Below are 17052 nucleotides of genomic sequence, written 5' to 3'. Positions count from 1 at the left end.
CTCACACCTCGATCCTGAACTCGGCTCCCCCGGCCACGTTGCGGGCGGTGATGGAGCCGTTCATGCTCTTCTCCACGATGTTCTTGGCCATGAACAGGCCGATGCCGGTCCCCTTCCCCTGCTCCTTGGTGGTGAAGTAGGGCTCGAAGATGCGGGCGATCACCTCCTCGGGGATCCCTCCCGCGTTGTCGGCGATGGTCAAGACCGCCTTCCCCCCCTCGCCGAAGAGCCTCACCTCGATGCGGGGTTCGCGGCAGCCGGAGGTCGAGAAGGCGTCCATGGAGTTGCTGAAGATGTTGAGGAGCACCTGGGAGAACTCGTTGGGGTACCCGGCCACCCGCGGGGCGTCGCCGGAGCGGACCTCGACCACGATCCCCTTGTCGTTGAGGCTCCCGTTGACCAGGGCTAGGGTGCGTTCCACCACCGGGGCCAGGTCGAACTCGCTCTTTTGGCGGTCGGGGGCGAAGAAGTTGCGGAAGTCGTCGATGGTCTGGGACATGTGCCTGACGAGCTGCATGATCTTGGTGGTGGAGGCGTAGAGGTGGTCGGGGGTGAAGGTGCCGTACTCGTGGCTTAAGGTGAGGTCCTGGACCAAGAGCCCGACCGCGTTCAGGGGCTGGCGCCACTGGTGGGCGATGTTGCCGAGCATCTCGCCCATGGCCGCCTGGCGCGACTGCTGGATCAGCACCTCGTCCTTCTTCCTGAGCTCCTCCATGGCCTGCAGCCTCTCGGCGGTCTCGCGGGTGAGGGCCGCGGTCCGCTCGGCCACCCGCTGTTCGAGCTCGCGGTTCAGCCGGGAGAGGGAGTGCTGGGTGGCCAAAAGCTCCTGGTTCTTGTCGGCGGCGAGCTCGTAGGTGGCAAGGAGGAGCTCGACGATCTGGGCCCGGCCGGCGCCGATCCGGTAGCTCCGGTCCCGGTAGCGGATCTCCACCGGCTCGACGGACTCCCACCCGGAGCGCCCGCCGTGGCCGGAGAAGACGGTGGCGATCCGGTTCAAGAGGAGGGTGTTGCTGTACGGCTTGGAGACGAAGTAGTCGGCACCCGCCTCCAAAGAGTTCAGGACGTCGGCCGGATCGTTCAGGTGGGTCAGGAGGATGATGGGGGTCCCCGGGGCGCTCCCCTCCCTGCGCACCCGGCGGCAGAGCTCGAGGCCGTCCATCTCGGGCATCATGATGTCGCTGATCACCAGGTCGGGGCGGTGCTCCTCGATGAGCGGCAGGGCGTCCAACCCGTTCCTGGCGGTCTGCACCAGGTAACCGTTGGCGAGAAGCAGATGCTCCAGGAACTTCGCCTGGGTCGGGCTGTCGTCGACGATGAGGATCAGGCGCGGGGCGCCGGTCGTGGTCATGGTACCTCCTGCGGTGCGAGGGAGTGGGGGGTGCCCAGGCGGGTCAAGAGCCGGACGATCCCGTCGGGGGGGAGCACGTAGCGGGCGGCCCCCAGCGCCACCGCGGCCCCCGGCATGCCGAAGACCACCGAGCTCTCCCGGTCCTGGGCCACGGTGATCCCCCCCTGCTCCTTGATGGCCAAGAGCCCGCGGGCGCCGTCGCTCCCCATCCCGGAGAGGAGGATCCCGGCGCTCCGGGGGCCGAAACGGAGGGCCACCGAACGGAACAGGGCGCAGACGGCGGGCCTCAGCCCGTTGACCGGCGGCGCGGTGGAGAGCTGAACCCGCTCCCCGGGGCCCGCCTCCAGGTGGCACCCCTCGGGGGCCACGTAGACCCTCCCCCCCAATAGCGGCTCGCCCTGGCAGGCCAGCCCGACCGGGAGGCGGGAATTCTGGTTGAGCCAGTGGACGAAGTTGCCGGTGAATCCGTCGGCCATGTGCTGCACCACCATGACCGGGAGGGAGAAGCTCTCCGGGAGCGAGGAAAGGATCTCCCCCAGCAGGGGGGGACCTCCGGTGGAGGCCCCGATGGCCACCACCCGGACCTGCTGCCCGTCGGGGAGCGCATCCGGGGGAGTGGGAAGGGGAGCGGGGGCGGCAGCCGACGGACGGGGGAAGGTGCGCCGCACCACCTTGATCTCGGACATGAGCTTCACGTGGCGGATCAGCTTCTCGACCGACGCCGCATGCCGCGGGGTACCCGGAGGCTCCGGCTTGGCGAGCACCATGAGGGCGCCCGCCTCCATCACCCGGAAAAGGGTGGAAGAATCGGCCGGGTCGACCTTGGAGGTGACGATCACCACCGGGACCGGGGAGAGGGACATGATGGCGCGGGTCGCCTCGTAGCCGTCCATTCCGGGGAGGTGGAGGTCCATGGTCACCAGGTCGGGACGCAGGGAGGCGGCCGCCTCGACCGCGGCTTCCCCGGTCTCGGCGCACCCCACCACCGTGATCGCCGGATCGCTCTCCAAGGCCGCCACCAATGCCCGCTGCACGGTGCGGGAATCTTCTACCACCAGTACCCTGATCACCCGTCTCCCCTTCAGGTCAATTTGCCGATCACTTCGATGAGGCTGCTCTGGTCGAAGCTGCTCTTCACGAGGTAGGCGTCGGCCCCCACCTCGATCCCCCGCTCGCGCTGGGCACGGGACTCCAGTCCGGTCACCAGCACCACCGGGAGTCCCGCCCACCGGTTGTCGCGCCTGATGGCGGCGGTCAGCTCGAAGCCGTCCAGCCGCGGCATCTCGACGTCGGAGACCACCAGGTCGAAGCGCTCACCCTTCAAACGGTCGAGGGCGTCCTGGCCGTCCACCGCGGTGGCGACCCGGAAACCGCTCGACTCCAGGATGTTCTTCAAAAGGGTCCGCGAGGTGATGGAGTCCTCGGCCACCAGCACCGAGAGCTGGCGCGCCTCCCCGGCGCTCCTCACCCTCGTGGCCGCGTCGCCGCGGGAGAGGGCCGAGCGGAAGAGGTCGGCCGGGTTGGCCACCGGGACCACCTTGCCGTCACCGAGGACCGCGGCCCCCACCACGTTACGGACCCGCGACAGCTGGCTGCCGAGCGGCTTCACCAGCATCTCCTGGACCCCGATCACCCGCTGCACCGCGAAGGCGAGCCTGCGGCCGGCGGCGTTGAGGACCACGAGCTGCTGGAACCCTCCCGCCGGGGGGAGCCCCTCGGGGAGCTCCAGTACCCGCGCGAGGCTCACCAGGGGGACCACCTCGCCCCCCAGAAGCACCGTTTCCCGGTTCTCCACGCTCCTGATCTCCTCCACCGCGACCCGGGTACCGAGCTCGACCGCCTGGGCCGGGATCAGGCAGAGGCGCCCCCCCGTCTCCACCAGGAGCCCCTCCATGCGGGAAAAGCTGAGCGGAAGGGTGATGGTGAAGGAGGTCCCCTTCCCCGGCTCGCTCGCCACCGCCAGGTCCCCCCCGAGCTTCTCGACCGATTCCCGCACGATGGCGAGCCCCACCCCGCGGCCGGAGAGGTTGGTGACCATGGGGGAGGTGGAGACCCCGGACTCGAAGATGAGGCGCACGGCATCGGCGCCGGAGAGCCGCTCGAGCGCCTCGGGGGTCACCGTCCCCGCCTTGAGGGCCGCGCCCCGGACGGCGTCGAGGTCGATACCGCGCCCGTCGTCGCTCACCACCACCTGGAGCCGGTTGGCGTCGGGGAAGAGCGGGCGGATCTCGATGGCTCCCCTCTCCCTTTTCCCCGCCCCGCGCCGTTCGGCGGGAGGCTCGATGCCGTGGTCCATCACGTTGCGCAAAAGGTGCAGGAGCGGCTCCTTGAGCTCGGCCAGGATGCGGCGGTCCACCTCGAGGTGGGGGTCCGGGGTGACGAGGTCGGCCTCCTTCCCCAGCTCGCGCCCCAGATCGCGCACGAGCTTACCGAGCGGCGAGGTCAGCCAGGAGAAGGGGAGGAGCTGCAGCTTCTTCAGTTCCGCGAGGAGCGGGTCGACCGCCGCCTCCAGCCCCCAGAGGTGCCGCTCGGCGCGGGCCTCCAGCTGCCTCGCCACCCCCTCGGTCAGCCGCTCGCCGGCGGCCAGCTGTTCGAGGAGCGGGGCCAGCGGCGATGGCTCGCCCTTCGGCCCGCCCCGCCGGATCGCCTCCCGGGCCAGGTCCAGCGCCCGTCCCCGCTCCCCGGCCCGCCCTGCCAGCTCGGCGGCCAGCTGCCCGACCTCCTCGCGGAGGAGCAGGGCGTTGAGCTTGGCGGAGGCGAGCTCCTCGGCCTGCAAGAGGAGCGATTCCAGCAGATGGGCCGAAACCCGCACCGTCTCCGGCTGGGCCGCCGGAGGGGAGGGAAGCGGGCGGCTTGGCGGGGCGGCGGTGGCCACCCCGGGGGCCCCGGCCGGCTCCTGCCGCGGCCGCGGCGCCGGGGCGGCGGCTTCGATATCGCGGGCGAGGAGGTTCACCCCGCCGTGGAGCCGGTCGAAGACCTCGCCCCCCAAGGCGAGCTCCCCGCGCTTGACGGAGGCCAGAAGCTGCTCGAGCTCCTGGCACTCCTTGGCCACCTCCACCAGGTTGACCGCGTGGGCGGCCCCCTTCAGGGTGTGCATCCGGCGGAAGAGGGCCTCCACCAGACGCCCCTGGGCGGCAGGCTCCCCCCGCTCGAGCTCGACGAGGAGCTCGCCGAGCCCGGCCAGCTGTTCCTGGGCCTCGGCGCGGAAGGTCTCCAGCAGCTCCCTCAGGAGGTTCTCGACTTCAGGCATGGCGCCCCTCCCCCCTTAGGCCGCGGGGTATCACGGTTACCCCCGTCATGCCACCAGGTAGCGGCTCACCAGCTGCTGGAGCTTCTGGTTCAGCTGGTAGAGGTCGCGGGCCGCCGCCTCGATCTGGCGGGAGCCGTCGAGGTTCTGGCTGGAGGCCTGGTTGATGCTCTGCACGGCGATGGCGATCTGGTCCATGCCGATCGCCTGCTCCTGGGTGGAGGTGACGATCTGGAGGGTGGCGTTGGAGGACTCCTCGATGGCCTGGGAGAGCTGGCGGATGGCCTCCCCGGCCTCGCCCGACTGCTTCACCCCGCTCTCCACGGCCTTACTCCCCTGTTCGGTGGCCAAGACGGCGGAGGTGGTCGCCTTCTGGATGTAGCCGAGGATGTTCCTGACCTGGCCGGTCGCCTGCTTGGACTGGGTGGCGAGGTTCTTGACCTCCTGGGCCACCACCGCGAAACCCTTGCCGTGCTCACCGGCCTTGGCCGCCTCGATGGCGGCGTTGACCGCCAGGAGGTTCGACTGTTCGGCGAGGTCGTTGACGGTGGCGATGATCTCGCCGATCGCCTGGCTCTGCTCGGAGAGATTGACGATCCGCTCGGCGATGAAGGCCATCCGTTCGTCGATCCCCCGCATCCCCTCGATGGCGCTCTCCACCGACTCCCTCCCGGTCTTGGCCACCTGGACCGCCTCGTGGGAGCGGTCGTAGACCTGGCGGGACTTCTGCGAGGCGAGATCGGTGGTCTGGCGGACCTCCTGGACGGTGGCGTTGGTCTCGGAGACCGAGGCGGCGGTCTGGGCCGAGCTGGAGGCGAGCTCGGAGACGGTGGTCATGATCTCGCCGGCCGAGCGGGCCAGCACGTTGACGGTCTCCCGGATCTCCAGGTTGAGCTCGCGCAGGTTCCTCGCCATGGCGGCAAAGGAGGTCCCCAGCTGGTCCCGGGGCGAGGCGGGGATCACCTGGACGGTGAGGTCGCCGGCCGCCAGCCGGTCGGCGTTGGCGGCGAGCCTCTTAAGCGAGGCGACCATGTTCTGCATGGCGAGCCCGAAGACGTCGCGGTCGGAGGAGGGGACCACCTCCACCTCCAGGTCCCCGAGCGCGATCCGGTTGGCGCTCTCCCCCATCCGGCGCAGCGACTCGACCATCTGCCCCATGGCCTCCAGGAGGGCCCCGAGCTCGTCGCGGGAGGCGGAGCCGATCTCCACCGAGAGGTCACCCTGGGCAAGCCGCTCGGCCGCCGCCACCGCGCTCGAAAGCGGACCGGTGATGGAGGCGGTGATGAGGGCGGCGATCACGAGGGCGGCGATCCCGGCGGCCACCACCAAAAAGGCGGTCAGCATCCAGGTGGAGCGCTCGTTGCTGCGCGCCTCCTCCTCGAGGGTGCGGGCCTTGTTGCTGGAGAACTTGAGCACGTCGTCGATCTGGCTGTCGATGCGGGAGACCGTGTCGCGGGCGAAGACCTTGTGGAACTGGGCCGCCTCGGTCACCCGGCCGCGGTTGACCAGGTCGATGGTGCGGGCCCGGACCGGCTTCCAGGCGTCCATGGACTGGCGCACCCGGTCGATCATGGCGGGGTCGCCGAGGAACTGCTCCCGGGCCAGGGCAAGCTGTTCGTAGACCAGCTTTTCGTTGGCATCGACGTCGCGGATGGCGTTCTCGCGCTCCACCGGGTCGCTGCCGTAGAGCACCAGGTCCTTCATGCTCCGGTGCATCATGATGACGTGCTGGTCGACTTCCCCGATGGCCTTCACCACGGTGAACGGGTGCTGGTAGAAGTTACTCACCAGGTGGGACTGGGCGGAGAGGTTCCTCAGGGAGAGGAGCCCGACCAGCACCAGGAAAAGGACCAGCAGGCCGAAACCGGCCACCAGCCGGGTACGGATCTTCAGATTTTTCAGCATGACACCCCCTGTCTGCAGGATAGCGATTGGCATGACATATCAGCTCACTTCCTCGTGTACCACCAGGCGCGGATCGGCCAGCACCCTGGCGAGGTCCAGCACCGCCAGCCGTCCGGCGGTGACCCCGGCGAGGAACTCCCCCCCGGTGCCGGAGAGGGTGATGGGGGGAGGCTGGAGCGCCCCCCGGGAAAGCGTCCGGACCCCCACCACGGCGTCGGCCAGGATGCCGAACTCGACCGTTCCGTCGCCGACCACGATGACGCGGTTCAAGTCGGAGAGGCCGGGGGCGGGGATTTCGAGGAAGCGGCGGAGATCGACGATAGAGACGATCCTTCCCCGCACCTGGACGATGCCGAGCACGAAGGGGGGGGTGCAGAAAAGCGGCGTGAAGTCGGTGACCGCCAGCGTCTCCTTGACGAAGGAGAGCTCCACCCCCCAGCTCTCGCCGGAGAGCCTGAACTCGAGGCAGTCGAACTTCGGCCCCGCGTCCTCCTCCCTTTCCGGGCGGGCCGCCAGCCTGTGTGCGCGGGCGAGGAGGATCTCCCGCTCCCTCGCGGGGTCGAGCCCGCCGGGGATCTCCCCGGACTGCTCCTCACTGGCCGTCATGTCGCGTTCAGCATCCATCTATCATCCCTCCGCTCCCCCCCGGGCAGGGGAGGAGCCTTTTTCCCTTCCCGCGCCCCTTTCCCCCAAAAGCCCCCGGACGATCTCGGCCAGCCGGCCGGCGGTCAGCCCCTCGGCCTCGGGGAGCACCTCGTGGGGGAGCCTTCTCTCCAAAAGCCTCAGGGCGTTCGCGAAGCAGCGGCGGGACTCCTCCGGCTCGCCGCCGCGCCTTTTGAGGTTTCCCAGCGCGAGGTAGGCCATGAGATGGTCGTGGTCGATGAAGAGGGCGTTTCTCAGGGCCCGGGCCGCCGCCGCGTCGTCCCCCTGCTGCTCGAGGATCAGCGAGAGGAGGTAATGGTTGGCGGCGCTCAGCCGGTCGCAGTCGATCGCCTGGCGGCAAAGCTCGGCCGCCTCCTCGCAATGCCCCAGGTTGGCAAGCGCCCGGGCCGAAAGGGCCAGCGCCCGCGCCCCGGGCTCCCCCTCCCGGGGGATGGGACGGCAGCGTTCGGCCGCCTCCAGGTAGCGCCCCTCGCGGTACAGATCGAGCGCCTCCCGGTAACGCGCTTCCCCCTCCCCCTCCGGGGAGGGTCCGGGTGGGGCCGGCGCCGGGGCGGCCGCGGCAGGAGGAACCTGCGGCGGGGCCGGCGGGGCGCCAAGCTCCCGCTTTGGCGGGGCCGGGGACGATGCCTGGCCAGGCTCCGGCCGCGAGGGCAGGCGGAGGCGGCGGGTCCGCTCGGTCGGCCCGGGGGGCGGAAGCAGGGGGGCTTCCTTGCCGGGGAAGGGGGCCAGCGGGCCGGATTTCTCCAGCACGAAGCTCCCCGCCACGTGCAGGCAGCGGAAACCGCCGAGGTTACGGTGGTCCACCTCGGTGGGAGCCACGAAGAGCCATCCCCCCTCCCTCAAAAGGTCGTGCAGCCCGGCCTGGGTCCGGAGCGCCTGGGAGGGGGAGAAGTAGAGCATCACGTTGCGGCAGAAGATCAGGTCCGCCTGGTCGATCCCGGTCCCCTTCCGGAAGGAGGAAGGCTCGGCCAGGTTGAGGCGGCAAAAACGGACCATCGACCTCACCCGCGGCGAGAGCTCGAAGCGGCCGTCGGGCAGCCGGGTGAAGTACTCCGAAAGCCAGGGCGGCGCGTTCCTGAACGACCAGGGGGTGTAGATCCCGGCGCGGGCCCGGGCGAGGGCGTGCTCGTTGAGGTCGCTTGCCACCAGCCGGATCTCCCAGGCCGGCAGGTCCGGGATCAGCCGGGTCAGCAGGATGGCGATCGTGTACGGCTCCTCGCCGCTCGAGCACCCCGCGCTCCAGATGGTGAGCCGGAGCCTCCCCTCCCGGCGGCGGGCCGCCACCAGCTCGGGGAGGAGCCGCTCCTCGAAGAGGCGGAAACTCTTGGGGTCGCGCAAAAAATAGGTCTCGCCGATGGTGAGGACGCCGGCGAGCTTCTCCAGCTCACCCGGAGGGGTGGGCCGGGCGGTCAAAAGCCACAAAAGGTACGGCTCGCAGGCGGGAAAGCCCGCCTCCTGCGCCAGCGGGGCCACCCGGCGCTCCAGCTCCTCGAATCGCTCGGGGCCGAAGAGGAGCCCGAGTGTGCGTGACACGAAGGAGGCGAAGAGCTTGAGGGTCTCCCCCGCGGCAGGCCGCGTCATGACCTGAGGTTCTCCAGAGCCTGCAGGATCTCGCGTTCCTCGGAGCGGAAGAGGAGGGTCTCCAGGTCGTGGATCAGCACGAGCCCTTCTTCCCCGCTTCCCACCCCTTCGAGAAGCCCGAGCCCCGCCATCACCCGCTCGGGGGTGTGGACGGTCAGCTCCCCCCCCTCGATCACCTCGCCGGCGGCATCCACCGCAAGCCCTAGCCTGAGCGCCCCCGCCCGCACCACCAGGAAGTGGTCGGAGGAGGCGAGCTCGCGTAACGGCAACCGGAAGCGCCTGCGGAGATCGAGGACCGGGAGGGGCTCACCCTGCAGGTCCAGGAGGCCGAGCACCACCTCCGGCGCGCTCGGCAACGGGGTGAGCGCCGCCGCCGGCAGCACCCGCTGGACGGCCTCCAGCCGGACGGCATACCGCTGCCCGGCCAGGGTGAAGGTGAGCAGATGGGAAGTCGTGATCTCCTCCTAGAGTGGGATGACCGGCGAGGCGGGGTGGAAGGCGCGCCCCACCACGTCGAAGAGCTGGTGCCGGTCGACCGGCTTGATGATGTATTCGCTGACGCCGCTTTGCTCGGCGTCGCGGCGGCACGTGGTTTCCGAGTGGGCAGAGATGGCGATGACGACCGTCCCGGGGGCCTCGGCGCGGATGGCCCGGGCCATCTCGATGCCGTTCAACACCGGCATGTTGATGTCGGTGATGACCAGCGACGGCCGGTGGCGCCGGAAGAGCTCCAGCCCCTGCTGGCCGTTTTCGGCCGCATGGATGGCGACTCCGGGGAATTTCATCCCCAGCATGCGCTCCATGGTTTCCCGCGCGGCCTGATCGTCCTCGACCAGCAGGATGGCGGCCCTGTCGTGAGTCGGGTGCTTCATGAAAATTGTTGACCTCGTGCTGAAAATTGCCCTCCGGCGGGACCGGGGGGAACAGTTACTTCCGGGATGAGCGCCGCCTGCGGCTGGGTAGCCGCCGGGAAAGGGTGGCGCCGGGTGTACAGGCAGAACCGGTGACGTGCGGGATAGACGGTGGCCGGCGGGGCGGGAAGGCGATCGATGCGGCGGACGGTCCACGGGCTTCCACCGCATCGTGAGGTGGAGGGCCGCGGAGACTCCGGGGACGGAGGTGACCGGCGATGGAGCCGCCGTCGCGGGGACGGCATCGTGCTTCCTCTTGGGAGGCGCTTCCCGGACCGCAGCCAGCGATCCGCATTTCACTGGTCATGCCAGCCGGTTAGGCCGGAAGAGCAGGGTCGGTACGGTCACCTTACATAGCACATCGCCCGGCTTGCATAAAGCGAAAAACCGGGCCTTAGGTCCGGTCATCCGCTGATTCGGTAGCTGCGGTGGATAGCCCCGGGGACCGTCTCCCCCAGGGCCGTCTCCATGGCGGTGAAAAGTTCCTGCACCCGGTACGGTTTGCCGATGGTGGCCCTCGCCCCGAGGAGCGCCGCCTTTTCCCGCCAGCGGGGATCCCCCCCGGCGCTGACCACGAGGACCGGGGTCTCCTTTTTGACCGCCCGCATCCGCCCGATCATCTCCAGCCCCCCGAGGACCGGGAGGTCCAGGTCGGCAATCACCAGGTCGGGAGAGCTCTCCCGGAAGATGCGGATCCCCTCCTCGCCGTTGCCGGAGCTCACCACGGTGGCCTGGGGAAACTCCCACGAGATGAGGAGGGTCATGGTCCGCTCGGTCTGGTGGTCGTCCTCGACGATGAGCACCGTAAAGCCGCTGCCGCGTATTCCCGCTGTGGTCGCCGCCCTCCCCTCCATGGCCGCTCCTAGCTATGGGCGGATTGGAACTGGGAGGGGTCGGGAAGCTCGACGAAGGAGCGGAGCTTCTCCAGGGCCTTGGACTCGATCTGGCGGATCCGCTCGCGGGTCACCCCGAAGTTTCTCCCGATGTTGTCCAGGGTCTGCGGCTCCCCGTCGTCCAGCCCGAAGCGCATGGTGAGGATCTTCTTCTCCCCTTCCGAGAGGGTCTCGAAGCAGCGGGCGACCAGGTCGTAGCGGTCGAGGTCCTCCAGGAGCACCGCCGGCGAGACGGTGGAGGTGTCCTCGATGGTGTCGATCAGGAAGTAGTCGTTGCTGTCGCCCAGCGGCCGCTCGATGGAGTAGGTCTTCTTCAGGAACACCATCAGGCGGCGGACCTGGGCCGGGTCGGTACCCATGGCGTCCGCGATCTCTTTGGTGGAGGGCTCGCGGTTCATCCGCTGCACAAGCTGGCGGGTGACCCGCATCATCTTGTTGATGTCGTCCGATATATGCACCGGGAGCCGGATGGTGCGCGACTGGTTGACCAGCGCCCGCTCGATCGACTGCCGGATCCACCAGGTTGCATAAGTGGAGAACCGGCACTCCTTGGAGAGCTTGAAGCGCTCGACCGCCTTGATGAGCCCCAGGTTCCCCTCTTCGATCAGGTCGAGAAAGGGGAGCCCCCGGTTCATGTACCGCTTGGCGATCTTAACCACCAGCCGGAGGTTGCAGACGATCATCCGGTCGCGGGCCGCCTTGTCTCCCTTGGCAATCTTGGCGGCGAGCTCCCGCTCCTCCTCGGCCGTCAGCAGACGGGTCCTCTGGATCTCCTTCAGGTAGAGCTTGATGGCGTCGTCGAAGTGCTCTTCGACCGCCGCCCGGCGTTCCTCCTCGGGCTCGTCCGTCTCTTCCATTCCGCCCTGCTCCTCGGCCTCCATCTCGCCCAGCTCCGGCTCGCGATCGAGGAACGGGTCCCGCTCTTCCAAAAGCGCACAGCTTTCCATGCTACATCTCCCAGACCGTCGCCCGGTTAGGCGAGCGGGTTGTTGAAGGATTTTTTCCGGTTGGCCACGATGGTGGTATCGACCATCTCGCCGCAGCAGACGCATTTCCAGGCCTCGAACGACCTGACGAAATCGTAGTATTTCTCGGCAAACATCCTGCCTTTGCATTTAGGGCATGTCATGACGGGCCTCCTCCCCCCGAAGGGGTGTTTTTATCAATGATGTGAAGAGATTATCGTTGCACAAGTGATGTATTAGAGGCAGGAAGCGTGCCAGCCGGCCGCGAGGCTGGTAAGGGTGCGATTCCGCGCGGTTTGCCGCGAAAAAGGAGGAAAATCGCCCCCTCGAAGGGGTGCGAAAAATACGACAGTCGCGAGGAGGCCCGTCGCCAAGCTGCCGATTTATAAGGATAAATCCACCCCTGTCGAAAAAGGAGCACGCAAAATTTGGCGACACCCGTGCCGGGAGGGGCTGCCCGCTATCGTTTCCTCCGGTTGGCAAGCGGACGATTTCAGTGTAAATAGATAGCCGAAACATGGCCGGGGGAAAGCGCTGCGCTTTCGCCGATGGAAGCGAAAACGGGAGGATGCGGCAGGTGACGGAGCACAAGGTAAAAAGCAGCCGGTGGGGAAAGGGTGGCCTCCGGCGTCTCCCCCTGCTCAAGGGGGTGCTCCCGCTGGACCGCTCGCGGCTGGGGAGTGAGCTCTTCGCCGGGGTGACCCTGGCGGCGCTGGCCATCCCGGAGGTGATGGGGTACACGAGGATTTCCGGGACCCCGGTGGTGACCGGACTCTACACCCTCCTCGTCCCGATGGTCCTCTTCGCCCTCTTCGGGGCCTCGCGCCACCTGGTGGTGGGGGCCGACTCCGCCACCGCAGCCATCCTGGCCGGCGGGCTGGCCACCATGGCGGTCCCCGGCTCGCCGCAGTGGCTTTCGCTCGCCGGCGTGCTGGCGCTGATGGCGGCCGGCATGCTCCTTCTGGCCCGGCTGGCCCGGCTCGGATTTCTGGCCGATTTCCTCTCCCGGACGGTGCTGGTCGGCTTTCTCTGCGGGGTGGGGGTACAGGTCGCCGCGGGCGAGCTCCCGGGGATGCTCGGGATCGCCGGTGGGGGGGGAAGCGGGGTGGCCAGGATCGCCGCCGTCGTCCGCCATTTCGGGGAGGCCAACCCGGCCACCGTGGCGCTCTCCGGTGCCATGCTGATCGTGGTGCTGGGTGCGCGCCGGCTCTCCTCCAGCATACCGGCACCGCTGCTGGCCATCGCCGGCTCCGTCGCGGCCGGCTGGGGACTCGGCCTGGAGGGCTATGGCGTCCGGCTCCTCGGGACCGTTCCGGGCGGGCTTCCCACCGTCTCGATCCCGCCGCAGACCTGGCAGTGGGGGGTGATCCGCACCCTCGCCCCCACCGCCTTCGCCATGTTCGTCGTCATCCTCGCCCAGAGCGCCGCCACCTCGCGCGCCTACGCGGCCCGCTACCAGGAGAAACTGGACGACAACCTCGACCTGGTGGGCCTTATGCTGGCCAACATCGGGGCGGGACTCACCGGGACCTTCGTGGTGAACGGCAGCCCGACCAAGACCCAGATGGTGGAGAGCGCCGGAGGGAGAACCCAGCTCTCGCAGCTGACCGCGAGCTTCTGCGTGCTGATGGTACTCCTTTTCCTCACCGCCCCCCTCGCCTACCTCCCCACCGCGGCCCTCTCCACGGTGGTTTTCCTGATCGGGATGGAGCTCATCGACCTGGGCGCCCTCAGGAGGATCTACCTCGAGCGTCCCTGGGAATTCTGGGTGGCCCTCGTCACCGCGGCGACCGTGGTCGTGGTGGGGGTCGAGCAGAGCATCCTTTTGGCCATCGTCATGTCGCTCGTGGTTCACACCCGGCACGGCTACCTGGTGAGCAACATGCTGCTCGTTTCCGACGGGCGGGGGAGCTGGCGGCAGCAGAAGGTGGAGAAACCGGAGCAGATCGTCCCGGGGCTGATGATGTACCGCTTCATGCACAACCTCTACTACGCCAACGCCCACCTGCTGTACGAGGAGGTAGGGAGGCTGGTACGGGAGAGCTCCCCTCCCCTCACCTGGTTCTGCATCGACGCCGCCGCCGTCAACGACGTCGACTTCACCGCCGCCGAGGCACTGCGGCACCTGCACCGGGTGGTGGAGGGGGAAGGGGTCAAGGTGGTCTTCTGCGACCTGGTCGAACACGTGAAAAACGAGTTCGACCGCTCGGGCCTCACCCAGCTCTTCGGCGAGAGCGCCTTCTACCCCTCCATCGCCGCCGTGCTGGCCGATTTCCGGGACCGCTTCCCCGGCCGCCCGGAGCGGCCGTCCTAACGGGCGCCTCCTTCTTCCAGGCCTTCTCCCCTGCCGGCCTCTTCTTCGTCCAAGGTCCGAGCGGGTGAATTGGATCGGGAGGATGTTTTCGTGGCCGTTGCGGCTTTCAAGTCCACTGTTTTTTCCGCAATGACAGTCCTGGGGAGACGGCCGCGAGCGGCAACAATATCTATTGAAATCCTTTCATAATACCGGTAATATTTCTGACATCCTGCCCTGGTGCCTATGAGATAACTCCGGGCCTGACGGCGGCGGCGTTGTCATGTACCGGCAACCACTCTGACAAGGCAAAAAGGTGACGAAGTGTTCATCGTTCTTCTCAACTACTTGAAGCCCCTCACCGAAGTAGACCGCTTCGTCGGGGAGCACCGCCAATTCCTGGAGAAATATTACGCCTCGGAGGATTTCCTCATGTCGGGGCGCAGGGAGCCGCGCACCGGCGGGGTCATCGTCTCCACGGCCAAGACCCGCGAGGAGATCGAAAGCATCATCCTGAACGACCCTTTCCACCGCGAGAACATCGCCGAGTACGAGATCATCGAGTTCGTCCCCTCCATGACCGCGCCGCAACTCGCGGCTCTCCGGACCCCCTAGCGGCCGGCCTCTCAATCGCCCAGATAGTTCTTCGCCCAGTTGCACATCATTTCGAGCACGGGATAGATGCTCCTCCCCTTCTCCGTCAGCGAATATTCCACCTTCGGCGGAACCTGCGGGTAGACCTCCCGGTGTACCAGCCCGTCGGCCTCCAGCTCCCGCAGCTGCTGGGTCAGCATCTTCCTGGTGGTGTCGGAGAACTGCCGTTGCAGATCCGAAAAGCGCATGGTCTCCTGGGCCAGGTGCCACAGGATCGACGCCTTCCACTTGCCGCCCACCACCGCCAGGGTGAGGTCGATCCCGCACTTGTATTCCTTCTCCCGGTACACCATCGGTTCGCCGGAGGGCTGGTTCTCGTTCATCTTCGCCACCTCGTATGACATGTATGACATAGGTTACCTGCTGGGTACTACGTCCCTTTTAGGTAACTACGTTCCGGTAAAGTACGTAGTTGACCTTTTGGAACGTAGGAGTAAAGTTAGCACACTTAATTTGCCTTTGGAAAGAGATTCCGATCAACCGAGAAATGGAGGAGTAGCGATGAAAGTGGTAGCGTTCAACGGCAGCCCCAACAGCGAGGGGAACACCTGGCACGCCCTGAAGATGGTGACTGCGGAACTGGAGAAAGAGGGGATCGAGACGGAGATCGTCCAGGTCGGGAACAAGGTCATCAGGGGCTGCCTCGCCTGCGGCGGCTGCGCCAGAAACAAGAACGAGCGGTGCGTGATCGACGACGAGGTCAACGGGTGGGTGCAGAAGATGAAGGAGGCCGACGGCATCCTCCTCGGCTCACCGGTGCATTACGCGGCCATGGCCGGGACCATGAAATCGTTTCTCGACCGCGCCTTCTACGTGGCCGGGGTCAACGACAGCCTGCTCCGCCACAAGGTTGGCGCCTCGGTGGTCGCCGTTCGCCGCTCCGGCGGGCTCCCCACCTTCAACCAGCTGAACAACTTCCTGCTCTATGCCGAGATGCTGATGCCCACCTCCAACTACTGGAACGTCATCCATGGCAGGGCGCCGGGCGAGGTGAGCCAGGACAGCGAAGGGGTGCAGATCATGCGGGTACTCGGGAAGAACATGGCCTGGCTGCTCAAACTCGTCGAACACGGCAAGGGAGCCATCACTCCTCCCGAACGGGAAGCGAAGACCTTCTTCAGCTTCATCCACTAGAAAAGGAGATTGCCATGTCAAAGCTGTCGATTGTCGCACGGCTCAAAGTGAAACCGGAGTCGGTGGAACTGGCCAAAAGCGAACTCGTCAAGCTGGTAGCACCGACCCGCCAGGAAGAGGGATGCCTCGAGTACAACCTGCACCAGGACAATGACACCCCGGAAGTCTTTGTCTTCTACGAGAACTGGGAGAGTGCCGCTCATCTCGACAAGCACAAAGAGAGCGATCACTACCGGCACTGCTTCGGCACCGTCGGCTCCCTCATAGTCGAGAGAAGCCTCCAGAAGCTCACCTGCCTCGAATGACTGGACGGGGAGCAAGTAACCGTATCATTAGATAAAATTAAAGATAGCTTTACTCGCATGAGAAATTGTGCTACCAAGGGACACTTACAAACTCCAGGAGGTAGCATATGAAGCGTACGTATCTGGTTGGTCTTTTGGTTATCGGAGGGATGCTTTCGGGTTGTGCCTCGAGTGTTCCGGTCGGGGCTCTCTACACCGAGCTGAAGCTCCCGGTCACCGCCACCTCGACCCCCGGCAAGAAGGAAGGGACCGCCGAGTGCGAGAGCATCCTTTCCCTGGTCGCCACCGGCGACTGCAGCATCGAGACCGCCAAGAAAAATGGCGGGATCTCCCGCGTTTCGAGTGTCGACTGGGAGGTCAAGAACGTCCTGGGCATCATCGGCAAGTACAAGGTCAGGGTGACCGGCGAGTAATCGCGAACTACCCCGGGACACCGAAATGCCGCAAGTACCTCCGGGCGCTTGCGGCATTTTTCATTCCCGATTGGCCGCCGCAGTCCGGACGGCGAATGCCGCTTCCGCCTCGAAAGGGTTGATCGGCCATTTAGTATTGGGTATACTCCGGCATCGATTCCCACCAGTCGGAGGTAGTATGGAAAATCAGATGAGGCTGTTCGGAGAGTTGCTGCAGCCGCGGCCGGTCGAGCCGGCTTCCGCCCCTACCCGGGCGGCTGCCAAGACACCCGCTCCTGGGGCCGCCAAGTCGCCGGCACCTGCGGCGGCTCAGTCACCGGCACCCACGGCCGCTCAGTCATCGGCACCTGGGGTCGCTCAGGCACCGGCCCCGGCGGTCGCCCAGGCACCCGCCCCTGCTCCCGTCCGCGAGAACACCGCCGCCAAGCCCTCTCGCGCCGCCAAGGCGGCCAAGAAGCAGAACACGCCCAAGAAGGTTTCTGGACTGGTCCCGGCCGGCGACGTGCGGCTGACGGCCAACATCCGCGAAGATCTGCACCTCAAGCTCAAGATCGCCTCCGCCCACCGCAGGACCACCATCGGCGAGATCATCGAGGAACTGGTGGAGAAGTACCTGAAGTAACCGCTCCCGCCAACGTGCGGAACGCCCCTTCCCCAAACAAAAACGGCCCCAACCATTACCGGTGGGGCCGTTTCTTTTCCGCCCTCGCCTCCCGTCCGTAACGGACGGTGGCGCGCTC

At 67.1% G+C, this 17052-nt stretch carries 18 protein-coding genes; 6 read left to right on the top strand and 12 right to left on the bottom strand.

Translation table 11 applies throughout. The annotated features are described in order from the left end of the window. Window position 1: 1 nt before the first annotated feature. From L4X63_RS19500 to L4X63_RS19450, 11 genes are all read right to left on the bottom strand, one after another. Window positions 2-1348, bottom strand: a complete 1347-nt coding sequence (locus L4X63_RS19500; protein WP_250680336.1) for a hybrid sensor histidine kinase/response regulator — start codon at window positions 1346-1348, stop codon at window positions 2-4. Beyond that, entirely contained in the window at window positions 1345-2418 is a 1074-nt protein-coding gene (cheB, locus tag L4X63_RS19495; RefSeq protein ID WP_250680335.1) for a chemotaxis-specific protein-glutamate methyltransferase CheB, read from the bottom strand. Before cheB ends, L4X63_RS19500 begins: the two co-directional genes overlap by 4 nt. Before the next feature lie 11 nt (window positions 2419-2429). Next, on the bottom strand, window positions 2430-4598 hold the full coding sequence (locus tag L4X63_RS19490; RefSeq protein WP_250680334.1) for a hybrid sensor histidine kinase/response regulator: 2169 nt from the start codon (window positions 4596-4598) through the stop codon (window positions 2430-2432). 45 nt (window positions 4599-4643) lie between these two features. Beyond that, window positions 4644-6500 carry a HAMP domain-containing methyl-accepting chemotaxis protein gene (locus tag L4X63_RS19485; protein WP_250680333.1) on the bottom strand — a complete coding sequence of 619 codons (1857 nt, stop codon included), beginning with the start codon at window positions 6498-6500 and terminating at the stop codon, window positions 4644-4646. 39 nt (window positions 6501-6539) lie between these two features. Then, window positions 6540-7124 (bottom strand): chemotaxis protein CheW, encoded by a 585-nt coding sequence (locus tag L4X63_RS19480; RefSeq protein WP_250680332.1) that lies wholly within the window; start codon window positions 7122-7124, stop codon window positions 6540-6542. Between the two features lie 3 nt (window positions 7125-7127). Further along, window positions 7128-8744: a CheR family methyltransferase gene (locus tag L4X63_RS23755; RefSeq protein ID WP_284694726.1), complete on the bottom strand. Its 1617-nt coding sequence runs from the start codon at window positions 8742-8744 to the stop codon at window positions 7128-7130. After that, window positions 8741-9187, bottom strand: a complete 447-nt coding sequence (locus L4X63_RS19470; RefSeq protein ID WP_284694732.1) for a chemotaxis protein CheW — start codon at window positions 9185-9187, stop codon at window positions 8741-8743. Before L4X63_RS19470 ends, L4X63_RS23755 begins: the two co-directional genes overlap by 4 nt. Window positions 9188-9208: 21 nt before the next feature. Next, the gene (locus tag L4X63_RS19465; RefSeq protein ID WP_250680330.1) at window positions 9209-9616 is read right to left on the bottom strand and encodes a response regulator; all 408 of its coding nucleotides are present in this window, start codon (window positions 9614-9616) and stop codon (window positions 9209-9211) included. Between the two features lie 443 nt (window positions 9617-10059). After that, the gene (locus tag L4X63_RS19460; protein ID WP_250680329.1) at window positions 10060-10509 is read right to left on the bottom strand and encodes a response regulator transcription factor; all 450 of its coding nucleotides are present in this window, start codon (window positions 10507-10509) and stop codon (window positions 10060-10062) included. 8 nt (window positions 10510-10517) lie between these two features. Continuing rightward, window positions 10518-11495: a sigma-70 family RNA polymerase sigma factor gene (locus L4X63_RS19455; protein ID WP_250680328.1), complete on the bottom strand. Its 978-nt coding sequence runs from the start codon at window positions 11493-11495 to the stop codon at window positions 10518-10520. A gap of 26 nt (window positions 11496-11521) precedes the next feature. Further along, complete coding sequence (locus tag L4X63_RS19450) at window positions 11522-11677, bottom strand: hypothetical protein (protein ID WP_250680327.1); 156 nt, start codon at window positions 11675-11677, stop codon at window positions 11522-11524. Window positions 11678-12030: 353 nt separating this feature from the next. Between L4X63_RS19450 and L4X63_RS19445 the strand changes: the two genes are divergently transcribed. After that, the gene (locus tag L4X63_RS19445; RefSeq protein ID WP_250680326.1) at window positions 12031-13827 is read left to right on the top strand and encodes a SulP family inorganic anion transporter; all 1797 of its coding nucleotides are present in this window, start codon (window positions 12031-12033) and stop codon (window positions 13825-13827) included. 303 nt (window positions 13828-14130) lie between these two features. Continuing rightward, the gene (locus tag L4X63_RS19440; RefSeq protein ID WP_250680325.1) at window positions 14131-14421 is read left to right on the top strand and encodes a YciI family protein; all 291 of its coding nucleotides are present in this window, start codon (window positions 14131-14133) and stop codon (window positions 14419-14421) included. Window positions 14422-14432: 11 nt separating this feature from the next. Here L4X63_RS19440 and L4X63_RS19435 read toward each other — a convergent pair whose 3' ends face one another. After that, window positions 14433-14813 (bottom strand): winged helix-turn-helix transcriptional regulator, encoded by a 381-nt coding sequence (locus L4X63_RS19435; RefSeq protein ID WP_502799927.1) that lies wholly within the window; start codon window positions 14811-14813, stop codon window positions 14433-14435. Between the two features lie 148 nt (window positions 14814-14961). Between L4X63_RS19435 and L4X63_RS19430 the strand changes: the two genes are divergently transcribed. From L4X63_RS19430 to L4X63_RS23750, 4 genes are all read left to right on the top strand, one after another. Then, window positions 14962-15594, top strand: coding sequence for a flavodoxin family protein (locus tag L4X63_RS19430; RefSeq protein ID WP_250680324.1), 633 nt, complete (start codon window positions 14962-14964; stop codon window positions 15592-15594). 14 nt (window positions 15595-15608) lie between these two features. After that, a complete protein-coding gene (locus L4X63_RS19425) occupies window positions 15609-15899 on the top strand; it encodes a putative quinol monooxygenase (RefSeq protein WP_250680323.1) in 291 nt (96 codons plus the stop codon). 107 nt (window positions 15900-16006) lie between these two features. After that, the gene (locus L4X63_RS19420) at window positions 16007-16312 is read left to right on the top strand and encodes a TRL-like family protein (RefSeq protein ID WP_250680322.1); all 306 of its coding nucleotides are present in this window, start codon (window positions 16007-16009) and stop codon (window positions 16310-16312) included. 178 nt (window positions 16313-16490) lie between these two features. After that, the gene (locus L4X63_RS23750) at window positions 16491-16934 is read left to right on the top strand and encodes a plasmid partition protein ParG (RefSeq protein ID WP_284694725.1); all 444 of its coding nucleotides are present in this window, start codon (window positions 16491-16493) and stop codon (window positions 16932-16934) included. The last annotated feature ends 118 nt before the right edge of the window (window positions 16935-17052 follow it).

Origin of the sequence: Geomonas sp. Red32, assembly GCF_023652955.1 — a bacterium.
Lineage (GTDB): Bacteria > Desulfobacterota > Desulfuromonadia > Geobacterales > Geobacteraceae > Geomonas.
Note: the sequence above shows the minus strand (reverse complement) of the source record. Positions and strands in the feature narration are given on the sequence as shown.